Annotated in this window: 16 protein-coding genes and 1 riboswitch; of the genes, 15 read left to right on the plus strand and 1 reads right to left on the minus strand. The window is 37.3% G+C overall.

Annotated features, from left to right (window positions below; genetic code table 11):
- The first annotated feature begins 18 nt into the window (after nt 1-18).
- Nucleotides 19-197: riboswitch (cobalamin riboswitch) on the plus strand.
- Nucleotides 198-341: 144 nt separating this feature from the next.
- The 3 genes from C8270_RS13715 (at nt 342) to C8270_RS13725 (ending at nt 1,739) form a co-directional block, all read left to right on the plus strand.
- Nucleotides 342-782, plus strand: coding sequence for a DUF4430 domain-containing protein (locus C8270_RS13715; RefSeq protein WP_106497371.1), 441 nt, complete (start codon nt 342-344; stop codon nt 780-782).
- A gap of 6 nt (nt 783-788) precedes the next feature.
- The gene (locus C8270_RS13720) at nt 789-1,286 is read left to right on the plus strand and encodes an ECF transporter S component (protein WP_106497372.1); all 498 of its coding nucleotides are present in this window, start codon (nt 789-791) and stop codon (nt 1,284-1,286) included.
- Nucleotides 1,287-1,451: 165 nt separating this feature from the next.
- The gene (locus tag C8270_RS13725) at nt 1,452-1,739 is read left to right on the plus strand and encodes a helix-turn-helix transcriptional regulator (protein WP_442785807.1); all 288 of its coding nucleotides are present in this window, start codon (nt 1,452-1,454) and stop codon (nt 1,737-1,739) included.
- A 38-nt stretch (nt 1,740-1,777) separates the two neighbouring features.
- Here the strand turns inward: C8270_RS13725 and C8270_RS13730 are convergent, their stop codons facing one another.
- Nucleotides 1,778-2,035 (minus strand): ferredoxin, encoded by a 258-nt coding sequence (locus C8270_RS13730; protein WP_106497374.1) that lies wholly within the window; start codon nt 2,033-2,035, stop codon nt 1,778-1,780.
- A gap of 147 nt (nt 2,036-2,182) precedes the next feature.
- Here C8270_RS13730 and C8270_RS13735 point away from each other — a divergent pair, with 147 nt between their 5' ends.
- The 12 genes from C8270_RS13735 (at nt 2,183) to C8270_RS13790 (ending at nt 16,515) form a co-directional block, all read left to right on the plus strand.
- The gene (locus C8270_RS13735) at nt 2,183-3,238 is read left to right on the plus strand and encodes a helix-turn-helix domain-containing protein (RefSeq protein WP_106497375.1); all 1,056 of its coding nucleotides are present in this window, start codon (nt 2,183-2,185) and stop codon (nt 3,236-3,238) included.
- Nucleotides 3,239-3,249: 11 nt separating this feature from the next.
- Complete coding sequence (locus C8270_RS13740; RefSeq protein WP_106497376.1) at nt 3,250-4,797, plus strand: RecQ family ATP-dependent DNA helicase; 1,548 nt, start codon at nt 3,250-3,252, stop codon at nt 4,795-4,797.
- Nucleotides 4,790-5,359, plus strand: coding sequence for a CPBP family intramembrane glutamic endopeptidase (locus C8270_RS13745; protein ID WP_106497377.1), 570 nt, complete (start codon nt 4,790-4,792; stop codon nt 5,357-5,359). Before C8270_RS13740 ends, C8270_RS13745 begins: the two co-directional genes overlap by 8 nt.
- Nucleotides 5,360-5,370: 11 nt before the next feature.
- The gene (locus C8270_RS13750) at nt 5,371-5,700 is read left to right on the plus strand and encodes a hypothetical protein (protein ID WP_106497378.1); all 330 of its coding nucleotides are present in this window, start codon (nt 5,371-5,373) and stop codon (nt 5,698-5,700) included.
- 865 nt (nt 5,701-6,565) lie between these two features.
- On the plus strand, nt 6,566-7,504 hold the full coding sequence (locus C8270_RS13755) for a BMP family lipoprotein (protein WP_106497379.1): 939 nt from the start codon (nt 6,566-6,568) through the stop codon (nt 7,502-7,504).
- Between the two features lie 4 nt (nt 7,505-7,508).
- Nucleotides 7,509-9,161, plus strand: coding sequence for a methyl-accepting chemotaxis protein (locus C8270_RS13760; protein WP_106497380.1), 1,653 nt, complete (start codon nt 7,509-7,511; stop codon nt 9,159-9,161).
- A 1,028-nt stretch (nt 9,162-10,189) separates the two neighbouring features.
- A complete protein-coding gene (locus tag C8270_RS13765) occupies nt 10,190-11,149 on the plus strand; it encodes an ABC transporter ATP-binding protein (RefSeq protein ID WP_106497381.1) in 960 nt (319 codons plus the stop codon).
- Nucleotides 11,149-11,937, plus strand: coding sequence for an ABC transporter (locus tag C8270_RS13770; protein ID WP_106497382.1), 789 nt, complete (start codon nt 11,149-11,151; stop codon nt 11,935-11,937). The genes C8270_RS13765 and C8270_RS13770 overlap by 1 nt, the downstream gene beginning before the upstream one ends.
- A 431-nt stretch (nt 11,938-12,368) precedes the next feature.
- The gene (locus tag C8270_RS13775; protein WP_106497383.1) at nt 12,369-13,148 is read left to right on the plus strand and encodes a metallophosphoesterase; all 780 of its coding nucleotides are present in this window, start codon (nt 12,369-12,371) and stop codon (nt 13,146-13,148) included.
- Between the two features lie 107 nt (nt 13,149-13,255).
- Nucleotides 13,256-13,834 carry a genetic competence negative regulator gene (locus C8270_RS13780; protein WP_106497384.1) on the plus strand — a complete coding sequence of 193 codons (579 nt, stop codon included), beginning with the start codon at nt 13,256-13,258 and terminating at the stop codon, nt 13,832-13,834.
- Between the two features lie 293 nt (nt 13,835-14,127).
- Nucleotides 14,128-15,411 (plus strand): Glu/Leu/Phe/Val family dehydrogenase, encoded by a 1,284-nt coding sequence (locus C8270_RS13785; RefSeq protein WP_106497385.1) that lies wholly within the window; start codon nt 14,128-14,130, stop codon nt 15,409-15,411.
- Nucleotides 15,412-15,540: 129 nt separating this feature from the next.
- Nucleotides 15,541-16,515 (plus strand): YpdA family putative bacillithiol disulfide reductase, encoded by a 975-nt coding sequence (locus tag C8270_RS13790; protein WP_106498544.1) that lies wholly within the window; start codon nt 15,541-15,543, stop codon nt 16,513-16,515.
- The last annotated feature ends 164 nt before the right edge of the window (nt 16,516-16,679 follow it).

A 16,679-nucleotide genomic window follows, 5' to 3' on the forward strand; every position in this document is an offset into this window, starting at 1 on the left:
TCATGGTAAGAAAATTGAACAAGTAGTTGAAATTGGTGCACATGCTTAAAAGGGAATCCAGTGAAAAGCTGGAACTGTCCTCGCAACTGTATGTGATGTACAAAATAGGGATATCCACTGTATGCAATGCATATGGGAAGGCTCTAGAGTAGGGAATCATCACAAGTCAGTAGACCTGCCAATTTATCAACGTTTCATCTGCTTCGAGGGTATAAGCAATTGGGACAACCGAATTCATATGGATGATATATATTTCGATTGTCTTTTGCAGCTGACTCGTCACGTGTGTCAGCTTTTTTCTATTTATACCATTTATGTTATTAAACAGGGAGGAAAAGAAAATGCGTAAAAGTTTATTTACATTGGCATCATTTATCGTTATTATCGGTTTATTAACTGGGTGCGGAGACAGCGATGAACAAGAGAAGCAAGCGACTTCGAACGACAATCAAACCGAACAACAAAGCAATAGTGAAGGGGAAGAAAGCGAAGATACAGTCACAATTACAATATCAAAAGATAAAGAAACGGAATATATCGATGAAAAGGATGTTGCCATTGAAGATGGGGCAAATTTAATGGATGTCATGGAGGAAAACTTTACGATTGAAACCGATTTTGACGGCGCATATATTACATCAATTGAAGGGGTAGCACAGGATAAGGGTGAACAAACCGCATGGATGTTTTTTGTGAATGGAGAAACAGCAATGGAAGGGGCAAAAGATATTGAATTATCCCCTGGAGATGAAGTTTCATTCGATTTACAAAAATGGGAATGATAGGAAGTGAATACATATAAATTAACCTTACTTGCATTGCTGGCAGCCCTTGCTGTTGTAGGGAGATATGCATTCGCTTTCATGCCTAACGTACAACCCGTTACATCTCTAATTATCATCTGTGGAATATTTTTAGGCCCTGTAGCAGCAATTTGCTTAGCACTGTTAACGACATTTTTATCAAATATGATGTTGGGAATGGGGATCTGGACAATTTGGCAAGTTATCTCGTGGGCGATGATTGGCTTTATGAGTGGAATGTTAGGCAAGCTATCAAAGCGAATTCCATTAAGCCTTATCGTTATTTTTGCCATATTCAGCGGGTATTTTTATGGGTTGATTATTTCCTTGACAAACTACTCGATCACGGGAAAATTTATTCCTTATTATCTAGCAGGATTGCCGTTTGACACGTATCATGCCATTGGAAATGCGTTATTTATGATTCTGCTATATCCAGTCATCTCATTCTTTTTCAAACGTTATACGGAAAAACGATTGTAACGACCAAAGTACCATTCCTATGTTAGGGATGGTACTTTAATTTGGTCGTTATTAAAAAGATTGTTGTTTTTGAAAAAATACCTAAGCATAGATTTCCTCGCAAAACACTTTTAATTTTTTGGCTTTGACTTTTCTAATAGAGCGAATTATGATAGATAGGAAGGTATGGAAACTGTAATAGGAATGGTGTCTACAATGGATCAGAAATCGATCATACACTCCCTTTCTGCTAAAATCAAATTAATCCGTGTGGAGAATGATTATACGCAGGACCGGATGGCAGCTGTTTTAGGCATTTCTAAGAAAACACTTGTACAAATTGAAAAGAAGCGAACTTGTGCAAATTGGACGACGATTGTCGCATTGTGCGCACTTTTTTCAGGTAGCGAAATCATTCAATTTACATTGGGTAAAAACGTATTGGATGTGGTAAAGATCGCTGCACATAAATAGGCTGATTTCGACCAAATAGGAGAAACCAGCCTGTCGTATTACATTTCATCGTCATATTTTAAAGGATCACCATCAAATGAGTTATCCGCAATTTTAATCGAATCCGTCGGACATCCGTCACGTGCATCGAACATATCCTCTTCTAACACTTCTGGGACTTCAGCAGTTCCTTTATTGTCGTCTAGGATGACATAGGATAGGCCTTCATCATCGTAATCATATATATCAGGTGCAGCAACTCCACAGGCCCCACACGCTATGCAAGTTTCTTTATCTACAATTGTATACTTTGGCATACAGCATATCTCCCAACATGATAAACAAGTTCTCATTTATTGTAAAACTGTTTCCGATACTTTTCAATAACCGTTCACTCGTTTCAAGGAGAATTCCCCATATATATGTCAAAAAGCGGACAAATAATTAATTAGAGGTGTTACATAATGTTACTGGAAGGTGTTATTCTAACGTGTGCAGAACACATCAAAACGAAAAGGACCACCTCAGCTATTTATCATTTGTTAACAGGAAAAAGATCCATTCAAACGGTTCAGGATGCCCATTTATATGACATCCAACCTTTTTATGGGATCGGTAAATTCTTACATAAAAAAACGTTTGATGCAATCATTCATCAACTGGAACAAAAAGCACTTTTATCCATTGATGAAGCATCTGGTTTCAAACTCACTGAACAAGGGGAATGGTGGTTAAAAGAGCATGCAGGAAAACTATCATTCGAACACTTTCATGGTATGCACTATCATGCATTGGCAGATACTTTTTCAGATCGACTGCTGTTATTCATTCAAACGCTAACAAATAGCAGCAAGGGCAACTTTTCGTTTATTCCCGTTGTAGATAAAATGTCCGTTCAAGCCTGGGTAAAACAATTTTATCGAAATAATAAGAAGGATGAAGCAGTACTTTTACATGCGCTTTATAACGAGTTACATAGAATATTAAGTACATGCCAAACAATAGAGGCTGGCCTATTTGTTGATCGGCTAACAGGCTTTAAAAACTATGGAAAAAGCAGGCAGCAATTAGCAGACTACTATCAAATTCCAGTTACCGATGTACCATTGTTGTGGACAAGAATCATGAATCGGATGGTAAGCATCGTTCAACACGATCAACATGAATTTCCAACCTTATTTGCCATGATCGATAATACGACAGAACAGACATTTATTACGGATTCAGCCAATCGAACATATCAGATGCTAAAGCGTCACTATTCTGTGGAAGCAATTGCTGATCGACGCCGGTTAAAGGTTAATACCATTTATGACCATATTGTTGAAATTGCGCTATGTAATCCGGCATTTCCGGTAACACCGTTTATTACAAATGAACAATATACGCAAATTGTTGATGCCATGAAGCAGATAAATTCATTTTCTTTAAAACAATTAAAACAAGTATTACCAGACGAAATCAGCTACTTTCAAATCCGTCTCGTATTAGCCACTGTTAAAAATCTATCAATCAAATAAAGGTGAGTTGTATGATAAACCAACAACAGGATACATTGGAACAAACGTTATATGATCATTTTGGCTATGCAGCGTTCCGATCTGGTCAAAAAGAAATTATCCAGGAAGTCATGGAAGGAAATGATGTTCTAGGTATCTTGCCTACAGGTTCTGGAAAATCATTATGCTATCAGCTTCCGGCAAAACTTTTAAAAGGGACCACGATTGTCGTTTCACCGTTAATATCGCTGATGATTGACCAAGTAAAACAATTAAAAGCGATGAAATTCAAATCGGTTGTCGCATTGAATAGTTTTATGCATCCGAATGAACGAAGACAGGTATACCGTCAATTACAGTCCTATGATTTAATCTATGTCTCACCAGAATTATTGCAACAGCAAGACCTGCTAGATCGTTTAAGAGGAATCCATGTTCGTTTATTTGTGATTGATGAGGCACATTGTATTTCACAATGGGGGCATGAGTTTCGACCAGACTATTTAAAGCTTAGTAACATTATTGAAGTGTTACACAATCCAACCATTATGGCCTTAAGTGCCACAGCGACAAAAGACGTGCAACAAGATATTGTAAAATTTCTCGAGCGACCAAACATGGTAAAGCGAATTTTTCCGATGGATAGAGAGAATATTATTTTTGCAATACAAGAAGTAAATGACAACCAAGAAAAAATGGATGTATTGTTAAAACTGTTCCAACAATATAAAATTCCAACAATTATCTATTTCTCTAGTAGGCAGTCAGCAGAAACAATAGCAAGTATATTGCGATTAAAACTTCCGGATCAACGGGTTGCCTTTTATCATGGTGGGATGGAGCAAACCGATCGCGTTGCCATTCAGCAGCAATTTATGAATGATCAATTAGATATTATCTGTTGTACAAGTGCCTTTGGAATGGGAATCGATAAAAGCAACATTCGTTTAGTGATCCATTACCATTTTCCATCACAGATTGAATCCTATATCCAAGAAGTTGGTAGGGCAGGAAGGGATGGGGAGTTAAGTGTTGGATTACTCCTTTATTCACAAACAGATCGATTTATTCCTGATAACTTAATTAAGAAAGAGCTTCCATCGGTAGAGCAATTGTCAACTGTGTTTGAAAGGTTGATGCAGTGCTACCATGCTGGGGATTTACTTTCGGCTAATATGGAAGAGGTAGCACGTGATTTTGAGCTAAGTGAAATTCAATGGCGATTTTTACACTATCAATTCGAAAAACATGGTATGATAGTAGAAAATAGAATCATTTATGATAATGAAAATTGGCAACAGGCTTTTGTGAGAATCCAGTATTTTATCGAGGAACGGACAACGATAAAAGAAAGAAAACTAATGGAAATGATTGATTGGATACATGAACAAGGGTGCTTACGAGAACAGTTATATAAAGGCTTTCAAGATTCTTATACGAAACCAAAACACGCATGCTGCAGTAACTGCGGGTTTTCATTTTCGGCGTGGGCACCACAACAGGAGCCTTCTATCGAACAAGAGGCGACGTGGCAGGAGAAATTACATCGTTTATTGATTGTAGGAGATCACAATGGCTAGACAACGTGACATCATTCAACAAATGTCTGACAAAGAGTTGGGAAAACAATTGATCTTGTCCCAGATGCTTTTGTTTATCCTTAGTTTTGTGTTAAGTCTATTCTTTTTTGACCACGTGGCACAATGGCTTGACTATTTCCAACTAGATATGCGAGAAGTTGTTTGGTATGGGGTTATTCCTGGATTGGTCATCGTTTTATGTGATCTATTGCTTATGTATATTTTTCCTAAGCGTTATTACGATGATGGTGGTATTAATAATAAAATTTTCCAGAATCGTTCCATTGGGAGTATCTTTCTGATTGTTTTACTTGTAGCTGTTTCAGAAGAGTTGTTGTTTCGCGGCGTGTTGCAAACAACTTTTGGTTTTATTCTAGCGAGTTCCATATTCGCACTCGTCCATATTCGCTATATAACGAAGCCAGTATTGCTGGTTTCGGTCTTGTTTGTCAGTTTTTATATCGGGTATATGTTTGAACTAACAGGAAATTTGTTTACAACGATAACAGCCCATTTTATTGTTGACTTTTTATTGGGATTAATTATCCGGTTTCAAAAATGAGGTGCTAGCTAATGGAGAACCAGACGAAAGAACGTGAAGACCAGGCAACAGAATTGAGAAAATTAGTTAATGAAGTTCAGGAAGGGCAAGCAAACACCTCGTTCGATAATCATTCTAGTGCAGAAGAGTCTACGGAAGATTCGGAGCAAGTCGACTGGGGAGTTGATATTCTCAATTTACCACCAAGAAAAGAAGTGCATACGAAAGATAATGGGCGAGCACATATGAAAATAAGTCGTCCATTCATCAGGTTGGTGTTGGTCATCATTATTGTTCTCGGTATCCTTGTCGGACTCTATTATGTATGGGGAGATGAACTTCTACACTTACCTACCGAATAAACGTTTAACCACCTAGTGACAGGTCACTGTTGTTAGGTGGTTTTTTATATAGACTGCCTGGCTCATAAAAGATTGCTGTTATTATATAAAAGAACCCCACTTAACAAATGCTCAGAGCTACCCGCGAGCTAAATAACAACTATAAATAGTCATTAATGAAGCTCTTTCCGTAAATTTGGTTGTTTTCTAGCTTCGTAGTTGATAGAAACTGCGACGCAACTAGAAAATTGCTCTCCCGCCGTTCCGGAAATACACTTCGCTTTCCGCGGGCGACTGGAGTCTACACGTATTTCCTCCCTCTATAAAGTTCGAATATCTTCAAAATGCTTCTGATTTCTTAGGATTTCTTAAACACCTATTTAGGAATGATGTAGTGGGAGTATCTTAAACACCAGGATACAGAATATTCTCCACTGGTATTACATTTACTACCATTAGCCGTAGTTGTAAGTGTCTATAAATATTCCTACCACTTCACTAGTCCGGGTGAGTGGAGGGTGGTGACTCCTGCGGGAACAGCACGTGTCCGAAGACCCCGCAGAGTGGTTTTCTCGAGGAGGCTGAGGCCGTGCCCGCGGAAAGCATCCACCCGAAGCGATCCCGGACGGCGTGAAATGCACGTACCTATAGAAAAGAGCCCAGCAGTTACGTCGCATTTTATTTCTATTGTGTCAAAAACAACAATCTATAAGAAACAACCTTAATAAACTGCAATGATGAAATCGCCTCACAGGATAAATTTAAATACAAAGATCTAAAAATTACGAATTTAATCGTTTATTACAGATTTTAAATAAATGTACCGATATAAGGTAATGGAAGAAATAAACGTCTGACATTAGACAACATAGAAAGGAGAATCGAATTGAGGCGTCTATTTTTAGTAGCGCTAGTTTTCTTATGCGCTTGTTCGGCAGGCACCGCAAACCAGGAAACAAATGATGTAACAAGTGTTGGATTACTTGTTTCCGATGGTGGGCTTGGAGACGGATCATTCAGTGATTCGGCATTTCAGGGATTAGAGAAAGCTCGTGATGAACTCGGAATCGTGTTTGATTACCGAGAGCCATTAGAAAATGATTTCAAAGAAAAATTAGAGGAACTTATCAAAGCAGGACACGATGTTGTAATCGGGCTCGGCTTTAACGCTGCACCAGCTGTAGATGAACTGGCGGAAAAATATCCTGAACAGCAATTTATCCTAGTTGATGCAGTTTCAGACAAAAAGAATGTAACCTCCATCACATTTAAAGAAAATGAGGGTGGGTATCTGATTGGGTTAATCGCAGGAATGAAAACAAAATCAGATACTGTCGGATTTATTGGTGGTGAAAATGCACCGGTCATTCAAAACTTTGAAAAAGGTTTTAAAAAAGGTGTCAAAGAAGTCAACAAAGACGCAAAAGTTTTAGTTGACTATGCGAACACGTTTAATGATGATCAAAAGGGTGCAGAGCTTGCTCAGAAACAAATTGAAGCAGGTGCTGATTATATTTTCCCATCTGCTGGTTTTACAGGAACCGGTGTCTTAAAAACAGGACAAGAAGAAGGCATTTATACATTTGGTGTTGATAGTGACCAATTTTTCTTAGCTGAAAAAACAGTTGTCACCTCGATGCTTAAAAATGTCGATGTCGCGTTATATGACATCATTAAGAAGATAGTCGATGGTAAAACGTTAAATGGGGAAAACCTAACATTTGGCTTAAAAGAAAATGGTGTGGGCTTGGCACCGATCCGCTTAATTAAATTGACGGATGAAGAACAAGCCATTATCGATCAAGCAACTGAAGTAGAGGAGTGAGTGTATGTCTATTAAAAAACGACTGTTTATACTGTCCTTAATTCCTTTACTTCTTAGTTTGGCTTTGATTGCAATGATTATCATGCAAATGAATAGTTTACAAAACGAATCTAAAAATGACGTTCAGCTTTTATTAGAAGTAAAGGGATTAAACAGTGAATTTATTTCCGTTCAACAAGCATTAAGTAATTATGCATACAATCCATCAGCAGGGACAAAAGCTGAAATTACGACACAGTTAACAACAATTAAAGATGTGCTAGATGAATTAAAGGGCGAACTAAAAACTTCCGAACATCAACAATGGTATCAACGCGTACAGACAAAATATGAAGCACTACAACCTGTTGTTAAAACAGCCCTTGCTGATACAGATACAAATGAGATCAAACGGCAGGCTGCCAAAACTTCCGGCGTTTTAAATGATGTTTATATGCTGCAAAGAAGTTCCAATCAGTGGTATGATCAGACCGTTTCGGATAGAGGAAAACAAATTGGGAGTATCATTACGGTCACAATCATTGCAAGTATTGTATTGATTATCGTCTCCATTTTTGCGATTATCCGATTAACAACCAAAACAGCACGACCAATCCAGCATTTGGCGGAATACGCAAACAAGGTTGCAGATGGTGATTTGACGGTTGATATTGCCGTTAATGAAAAAGAGAAAAACGAGATCGGTCAATTGGCAAATGCGTTTAAACAGATGATTACCAATCTAAAAACAACCATACAATCGGTTGAAAAAATTGGCACGGAAGTACAAAATTTCAGTAGTAAATTAACCAATAATATGCAACAGTTAACAGAAAGTTCTAGTCAAGTTGCAACATCAACCGATGAATTGTCACAAGGAAGTCAGTCCATCTCTGAGGAAATTCAAGATGCGGCTTATCATATGGATAAAATGAATGAAAACGTTGAGGCGAATTTGCAAACGAGTGAATTATCAAGACAGAAGAGTAAAGAAACACTAACATCGGTAGAAAAAGGACAGGAATCGATAAAGAAACAGCGGTCCATTATGGAAAAAAGTATTGACTCAACAAAATCAATCGAAACTTCCGTAAAATCCTTTGTTACCTATACAACAGAAATTGAGGATACGGCTAAACTTGTGAACGACATTGCTGATCAGACCAATCTGTTAGCATTAAATGCCGCCATTGAAGCTGCCCGTGCTGGTGAGCAAGGAAAAGGGTTTGCGGTTGTTGCCCAAGAAGTTCGAAAATTGGCAGATGAGTCAGCAAAAGCAACAAGCCAAATTTTTAAGATGGTACAAAATATCCAAGCGGGAATCAAAACAATTGAAGACGTTACCGAACAAACAACTGTACTATCAGAGGAACAATCCCAATCGATGGAACAGACAGTTGTATCCTTTTCAACTATAAAGGATAATGTTAACGGAATATCGAATCAGCTTCAGCAGTTAACAGGAGATTTGAAGGATTCAAGTGATATGAGTTCAACAATTGTATCATCTATCCAAAATATTAGTGCTGTAACAGAGGAAACAGCTGCAGGTACAGAAGAAATTGCCGCATCTGTTGAAGAACAGCAGCGCTCATTCCAGCAAGTTCATCAACAAGTAAGCCAGCTTGAAGACATGATCGATGAACTGGATAAGGAATTAAATCAATTTAAGCTTTAGAAGAATAAAAAAGTGCCGCGTATACAATTAACGGGTTCTCTTTAAGGTTGCAAAACAACAAATAACAATATAAATGGGGTGCAAAATCACATACAGTATCGCACCCTTATTTTTGTAGTTATATCAATGCATTTGGCTATTTGTTGGTTAAAATAGCATGATAAATAGCAATAACTTTAGCAGAGTGGGAATAGATATTCTCACTCTGCTATTTTATTTGATAAACTACCAGTTATTTTACAAGTGGAAATCAAAAAGGCTCGGTTCCGATTGTGGATGACATAAACTTTATATTGTTGACTCTCACATCCTCGCTTAATTTAGTGCTGGAAAACCGCTTCGGCAGAATACTTCGCTTTCCGCGGGCACGGCCTCAGCCTCCTCGAGAAAATCACTCTGCGGGGTCTTCGGACACGTGCTGTTCCCGCAGGAGTCTACGTATTCTGCCTACGCTAGTTAAGATTATCTAACTTAAAATTGTTGTCCCTGATTGCTATCCAGCGGAAGAAAAACACGGAGACTCCTGTGGGAGAAGAGGCCTAGGTGAGACCCCGCAGTGCGACAGCACGAGGAGGCTCATCAGCCGCCCACGGAAAGCGCAGTGTTTTTCTGGAGCGGCCATTTGTAGCAGAACCAGAAATCTCCCAATAAATTTTCTATCACCAACAAATATTAGAAGTTAATACTACTGTAAATTGCCCTGATGTTTTTGTTGTAAATTTTTCTGTGATTTGAGATGTTTTTCTCTTGTTTGCACCTCTAAAGAGAACCCGTTAGTATACAATGCGGCACTTTTTTACTGTGCATTAAAGGATTCTTTTCAATGGTTCAACATTCTCAAGTAAAAACACAACCCCCCCTAATAAATCCTGATCTAGAAAGGTTCGTATAATGACAAGATTCTGATCCCTATATTGTTAAACTTAATAAGTTAAAATATTTACAAAAAGGTGAATTTATTGTACATTATAAAGGAATTCCATATATAAATAACTGATAAATAGAATAAATAATTTCGGAGGTAGTCTATGCTGCTTGAAGTGGATAAATTGGAAAAGGGCTTTAAGACGAAAAGAAATAATATTTTTAAAGTGGTGCGTTCAATAAATTTGGAGCTATCGGCGGGTGATATCACTGCGTTTTTAGGGCCAAATGGTGCAGGGAAAACTACAACAATAAAAATGATTGCTGGATTAATAGATCCTAGCGGCGGAGATGTTTTAATTAATGGGAATAGTATAATTAGAAAACGTAGTAGCGCACTCAACTATTTTGGAGCTGTGTTAGAAGGTAACAGAAATTTATATTGGCGTCTTACGCCGTTAGAAAACTTTGAATATTGGGCAGGGATTAAGGGAGTACCACGGTCTAAAGCCTTGGAGAGAGGACGAGAATTAATGTGCTATTTTGGTTTGGAAGATAAGCTTAATACTACTGTCCAACAATTAAGCAGAGGCATGCAACAGCAGGTCGCCATATGTACTGCTCTCATCCATTCACCACCATTACTATTATTAGATGAACCTACATTGGGATTGGATCTTAATGCATCAGATCGCATTCAAGCTTTAATAAAAGACCTTTCGAGTAGACATAATGTCGGGATTTTGTTAACAACACATCAAATGGAGGTAGCAGAGCGATTATCTGATCATGTGGTTATTATTAATAGGGGTAAGATAATCAAACGAGGAAAGACAAAAGATGTACTGGAACATTTTAATGATCGAACGTACATATTTGAATCTGAAGAGCCAATATCCGATAAATTAAAGCGTTTATTGGAACCATATAATCCGGAATATATAAATCCAGCATCATTTAAGGTTTTATTGTATGGGTTACAAACTCCTTATGATATTATTCGCGTGCTTGAACCTTACCCAATTGTACGTTTTCAAAAAGATAGCACCGATTTGGCAACAGCTTTTCGATACTATACAAACAATGATGAACTTATGATACAAGGAGCTGAAGAAGATAAATAATGATTAGAATGATTTTAACGGCTTTTATTGCTGAATTCCATCGAAACTTTATTGAGTTCAAGCGTTATCCAACTGAGTTTATAAGCCAAGTATTTTTGGTTGTAGTAATTTTTTATGGTTTATTTTTGGGAGGGAAATATGTTACTGGTGGCGATATACTGGGGGATCGGCTTAGTGCTGTGATCATTAGTTATATCCTGTGGGTTTTGGTTTTGGATGCCATTGGGGATATGGGGTTTCACATATCGGAGGAATCTCAAAACGGTACCTTGGAACAAATTTTTCTTAGTCCTTTAGGCGCTACACTAGTATTACTTTTGCGGAATATAGCTAATCTTTTTTATATTATTTTCTTTATCATTATTGCTCTTATCTGTATTATGGTGCTGACTGGTAATTATTTAAGTTTTTCAGTGATAGATGTGATCCCATTGTTAATGGCTATTGGAGTTGCTGTCGGAATTGGATATTTAGTTGCTAGTATAACAATCGTTTTCAAACGAATAGATCAATTTCTTAACATGTTGCAATTTGGTCTTTTGTTTGTAATTATGACCCCATTTACAGACTTTGATGGTGCTTGGGGAACAATTTTCATGTTTATCCCTTTTGCACCGATTGTAGGTTTACTAAAGCAGATGGTAATTGAAGGTTCTACACTTTTTGAGAACGGATCTTTATTTTGGTATGGAATTTGCAACTTGTTGATTTGGATGGGTATTGGTCTATTTACATTTCGATTGGCCAGTAATCATGCAAGGAAGATGGGAACACTTGGACATTATTAAAGCAAAATTGCCTTTGCAATGATCACCTCGTATGCTGTTTATATTTACACTTGTTTACAACTTCTTTAAATTGTGAAATTGAAAGTGTAATTGTTACGTTTTATTATGAAAGACTTGAGAAAACTCAATTTCGTTTTTTTAGTCCCCTCGGGTTGAGGGGACAATTTCTTGACTTTTTTTGACACTTTTCTTTTTGCTGTTATAAGATATCCTCCAAACGTCTTGTCCTTTTCTTGTGTCTGGTTAGTCGAGCAGTAGCTTTTTCTGACCCTTCCTGTTTTTAACTCTTCAGATAAACGAAAAATGCATATCAAGGAAAAACACCATACCGATTGATATGCTGTTTTTTTGTTATTTCTTATGAATCTTCACGTTATCTGAACCACTTAAAATATGATATGATCGGATACAAATGGAAAGGATGCGGATAGATGATATATTTGCTTTTTTTAGTTATCCTGTTACTATTGGTTTTCATTATGTATATGGTTTATCAAGCACATCATGATACAATCAATTATCAAACGATTCATGACACTGTACAACCAATCGGGTTTGACAACTTCCGGATCTTTTTCATATCAGATATTCATCGACGAATAATCCGCGATGCTACACTAGAATCCATAACAGAAAAAATGGATATTGTGATTATCGGTGGAGATCTTACGGAAAAGGGTGTCCCACTTGAGCGAACAAAAACCAACATTAAAAAGTTAAAACGCTGGAATGCACCGATTTATTTTGTATGGGGAAATAATGATTATGAGGCAGATTATCCTTCTATTGCTAAACTGTTATCAGAAGAAGGCGTAATCATTTTAGCGAACACTCACACTGACATAACAGCCGAAAACGGGGATATGCTGAGCATTTTAGGCTTGGATTGTAGTTATTACCGAGAAGCACGGATGGACCTTGCGATGGAACATGCAAAAGGAGATTTCTACATATTAGCAACTCATGCACCACGCACGTTTTATGACTTAGAAGCAGAAGAACAGCGGAAAGCCAACCTCGTATTAGCCGGACATACCCATGGAGGGCAAATTCGCATAGCTGGATTTGGGCCGTATCAGAGGGGTAGTTTTCACAAACATCATCATTCCAATGTTCTTGTTAGTGAAGGTTATGGCTATACCAGATTGCCATTTCGCTTAGGCACAAACGCTGAATGTCACGTACTAACTTTGAAAAAACAAGCAAAATGATCCTTTTCAAATAGTTCAACAATTGCTCCCTATGCATATAGTATAGTAAGAGCACAAAAATTTAGGATCTAAATTAGACTATATTGCTAAGTAAAGGAGGATGCTACATGCGTATTGAACGGGTATCCGATAGTCAATTTACCATATTCTTAACGTTTGATGATTTAGTTGAACGTGGTTTTACAAAAGATGATTTATGGGAAGATGTTACTGGAGTCAGAAATTTGTTTAGCGATATGATGTATGAAGCAAGTAGTGAATTAGGGTTTGAGTTAGAAGGAATGCTGCTTGTACAAGTTCATTTGATGCAAGCACAGGGTATGCATGTGATTGTTACACAAAAAATAGAAAATATAAACTGGGATGAGGATTTTATTGAAATGAAAGTTACCTTGGATGAAAGCAAAGAATTGATTTTTTCTTTTGATGAATTCGAGGATATTATACAAGTATCTTCTTACTTATTAGCACAATCCATTACTGGTGGCCAAATTTATCATATGAATGAACGTTATTATATGCTACTGGAAGATGTCGATTTAAATAAAAACAATCGAGAGCATGTTATTGCGATCATGTCCGAGTTTTCATCGCCAAGCATTATCACCTCAACAAGATTAATGGAATATGGCAAAATTATCATGGGAACAAATGCAGTAAAAACAATTATTGACACGTTTTATTGATCCGGTTATGATTGGCCTGGTGCGTTTAGGGGAAATAAATATGAATGATCCAAATTATACGTAGCTGTCACTCTATTCACCTGAAATAGTTGAGGTAGAAAAAGTATAAAATAGGTCATTTGCAACACCCAAAACCTTCTAAAAACAGGGTCTAAGGAAATCGCTTTCATTGGCGGTTAAAATAAATAGATAAAATGGCTTTATTTTATTGCATATTTATGATGAAGGTGTATACTAATCTCTGAGTACAGCTATTATATAAAATATTTATGGATATTCTAGGAGGTAAATTCATGGTAGCCGATAAAGCAGCAGATTCTACCAAAGAAAAAAGTAATCAAAAAATGGATGTATTAAGTTCAACACGTACTGTTGTAAAAAATGCGTTGGATAAATTGGGTTACCCTGATGAAGTATTTGAATTATTAAAAGACCCGATTCGCATGATGACTGTAAGAATCCCTGTCAGAATGGATGATGGTTCCATCAAAATTTTCACAGGTTATCGTGCTCAACATAACGATGCAGTCGGTCCAACTAAAGGTGGCGTTCGATTCCATCCGGATGTAACCGAAACAGAAGTCAAAGCATTATCCATCTGGATGAGTTTAAAAGCTGGTATCGTTGATTTGCCTTACGGTGGGGGTAAAGGCGGAATTATTTGTGATCCACGTGAAATGTCATTCCGTGAATTGGAAGGCTTGAGTCGTGGGTATGTTCGTGCAATTAGTCAAATTGTTGGTCCAAACAAAGACATTCCTGCACCAGATGTATTTACAAATTCACAAATCATGGCATGGATGATGGATGAATACAGTCGTATTGATGAATTTAATAGTCCAGGATTTATTACTGGTAAACCGATCGTGCTTGGTGGTTCGCACGGGAGAGAATCTGCAACTGCAAAAGGTGTTACAATTGTTATTAATGAAGCAGCAAAGAAAAAAGGAATTGATGTAAAAGGGGCAAGGGTAGTTGTCCAAGGCTTCGGAAACGCTGGAAGCTTTTTATCTAAATTCTTACATGATGCAGGCGCTAAAGTAGTCGGTATTTCTGACGCTTACGGTGCGCTTCATGATCCAAACGGACTTGATATTGATTATTTATTAGACAGAAGAGATAGCTTTGGTACCGTTACAAAACTATTCAATAATACCATAACAAATGAAGAGTTACTTGAATTAGATTGTGACATTCTAGTACCTGCTGCAGTGGAAAATCAAATTACGGAACAAAATGCTAATAACATTAAAGCAAGTATTGTCGTTGAGGCTGCAAACGGTCCGACAACACTTGAAGCAACAAAAATATTAACGGAACGCGGTATCTTGCTTGTTCCCGATGTACTTTCATCTGCAGGCGGTGTAACCGTTTCTTATTTCGAATGGGTGCAAAATAATCAAGGATATTACTGGCCTGAAGAAGAAATTGAAGAAAAACTGCAAAACATTATGGTTAAATCATTTAACGCGATTTATGACACTGCACAAACTAGACGCGTTGATATGCGCTTAGCTGCATATATGATTGGTGTACGCAAAATGGCCGAAGCGGCAAGATTCCGTGGCTGGGTTTAATTCTTAAATCGTATATTCTCAAACTGAATAAATGACGGAAAAACTCTTATCATGTATAGTTAGATAGGAGTTTTTTCTTTGTATGTGAAAAAGAATTTGGCTAGAAGTAAAGAAAAGGAAGTGCGTACGATGCAGAAGGAAGATACGATTATTATCGGTGGGGGTCCATGTGGTCTGTCGTGTGCCATTGAATTGCAAAACCGTGGTATTACTCCGTTAATTATAGAAAAAGAGAATGTAGTGAATACCATTTATCAGTTCCCAACCCACCAAACATTTTTCAGTTCAAGCGATAGATTAGAAATAGGCGGTAATCTGTTTGTTACCGAAAAACAAAAACCAGTTCGAGTTCAGGCATTAACCTATTACCGTGCTGTTGCCGAGCGGGAAAATATACGAATAAATGCGTTTGAAAAAGTCATTGATATTAAAAAATCGACAAATGGTTTTGATGTAACAACAGAAAAAGATAATGGAGAGACACGATCCTATCAAGCAAATCACGTGGTTATTGCAACTGGCTATTATGATCAACCGAATACAATGAATATCCCTGGCGAAAACCTAGAAAAAGTTAGGCATTATTTTAAAGAAGCACACCCCTATTTCAATAAGGATGTAGTTGTGATCGGTGGAAAAAACTCTGCTGTTGACGCAACATTGGAGTTGCATAAGGCTGGTGCTCGCGTAACTGTTTTATATCGTGGTGGTACGTATTCAAAAAGTATAAAACCGTGGATTTTACCAGAATTTGATTCGTTAGTCCGCAAAGACATCGTCCATATGGATTTTAATGCACACATTACAGAAATTACAGAGGATGCTGTTTATTATATGGTGGATGGGGAAACGAAAAAAGTTGACAGTGACTATGTATTTGCTATGACCGGTTATAAACCAGATCACCAACTTTTGAAAAATAGTGGCATCACGGTAAATGAAACAAATGGAAAACCACAATTTGATCCAGACACAATGGAAACGAATATACCAGGAATTTATGTGGCAGGTGTAGTAGCTGCTGGCTATAATAACAATGAGATTTTTATTGAAAATGGCAGGTATCATGGTGAAATAATAGCTAATTCGATTATAAATAAATGATAATAAGGCTAACAATAAAAGGATGGACAGGTTACCAATTGTAACCACCCATCCTTTTTCATAAGCTGTTTTCTAAGATTGTTGCTTGTTTCTTAATAGATATAAACTGCGACATAGTGATAATTCATTTTGTGAATCTTTCTCTCATTCTAATATGTGCTGAG

The organism is Lentibacillus sp. Marseille-P4043, assembly GCF_900258515.1.
In the GTDB taxonomy this organism is placed as follows: domain Bacteria; phylum Bacillota; class Bacilli; order Bacillales; family Amphibacillaceae; genus Lentibacillus_C.

Bases quoted from the DNA above. Each gene is read 5' to 3' on its own strand.
- C8270_RS13715 (WP_106497371.1), top strand. From the start codon at position 342: ATGCGTAAAAGTTTATTTACATTGGCATCATTTATCGTTATTATCGGT.
- C8270_RS13725 (WP_442785807.1), top strand. From the start codon at position 1,452: ATGGAAACTGTAATAGGAATGGTGTCTACAATGGATCAGAAATCGATC.
- C8270_RS13730 (WP_106497374.1), bottom strand. From the start codon at position 2,035: ATGCCAAAGTATACAATTGTAGATAAAGAAACTTGCATAGCGTGTGGG.
- C8270_RS13735 (WP_106497375.1), top strand. From the start codon at position 2,183: ATGTTACTGGAAGGTGTTATTCTAACGTGTGCAGAACACATCAAAACG.
- C8270_RS13740 (WP_106497376.1), top strand. From the start codon at position 3,250: ATGATAAACCAACAACAGGATACATTGGAACAAACGTTATATGATCAT.
- C8270_RS13745 (WP_106497377.1), top strand. From the start codon at position 4,790: ATGGCTAGACAACGTGACATCATTCAACAAATGTCTGACAAAGAGTTG.
- C8270_RS13750 (WP_106497378.1), top strand. From the start codon at position 5,371: ATGGAGAACCAGACGAAAGAACGTGAAGACCAGGCAACAGAATTGAGA.
- C8270_RS13760 (WP_106497380.1), top strand. From the start codon at position 7,509: ATGTCTATTAAAAAACGACTGTTTATACTGTCCTTAATTCCTTTACTT.
- C8270_RS13765 (WP_106497381.1), top strand. From the start codon at position 10,190: ATGCTGCTTGAAGTGGATAAATTGGAAAAGGGCTTTAAGACGAAAAGA.
- C8270_RS13770 (WP_106497382.1), top strand. From the start codon at position 11,149: ATGATTAGAATGATTTTAACGGCTTTTATTGCTGAATTCCATCGAAAC.
- C8270_RS13775 (WP_106497383.1), top strand. From the start codon at position 12,369: ATGATATATTTGCTTTTTTTAGTTATCCTGTTACTATTGGTTTTCATT.
- C8270_RS13780 (WP_106497384.1), top strand. From the start codon at position 13,256: ATGCGTATTGAACGGGTATCCGATAGTCAATTTACCATATTCTTAACG.
- C8270_RS13785 (WP_106497385.1), top strand. From the start codon at position 14,128: ATGGTAGCCGATAAAGCAGCAGATTCTACCAAAGAAAAAAGTAATCAA.
- C8270_RS13790 (WP_106498544.1), top strand. From the start codon at position 15,541: ATGCAGAAGGAAGATACGATTATTATCGGTGGGGGTCCATGTGGTCTG.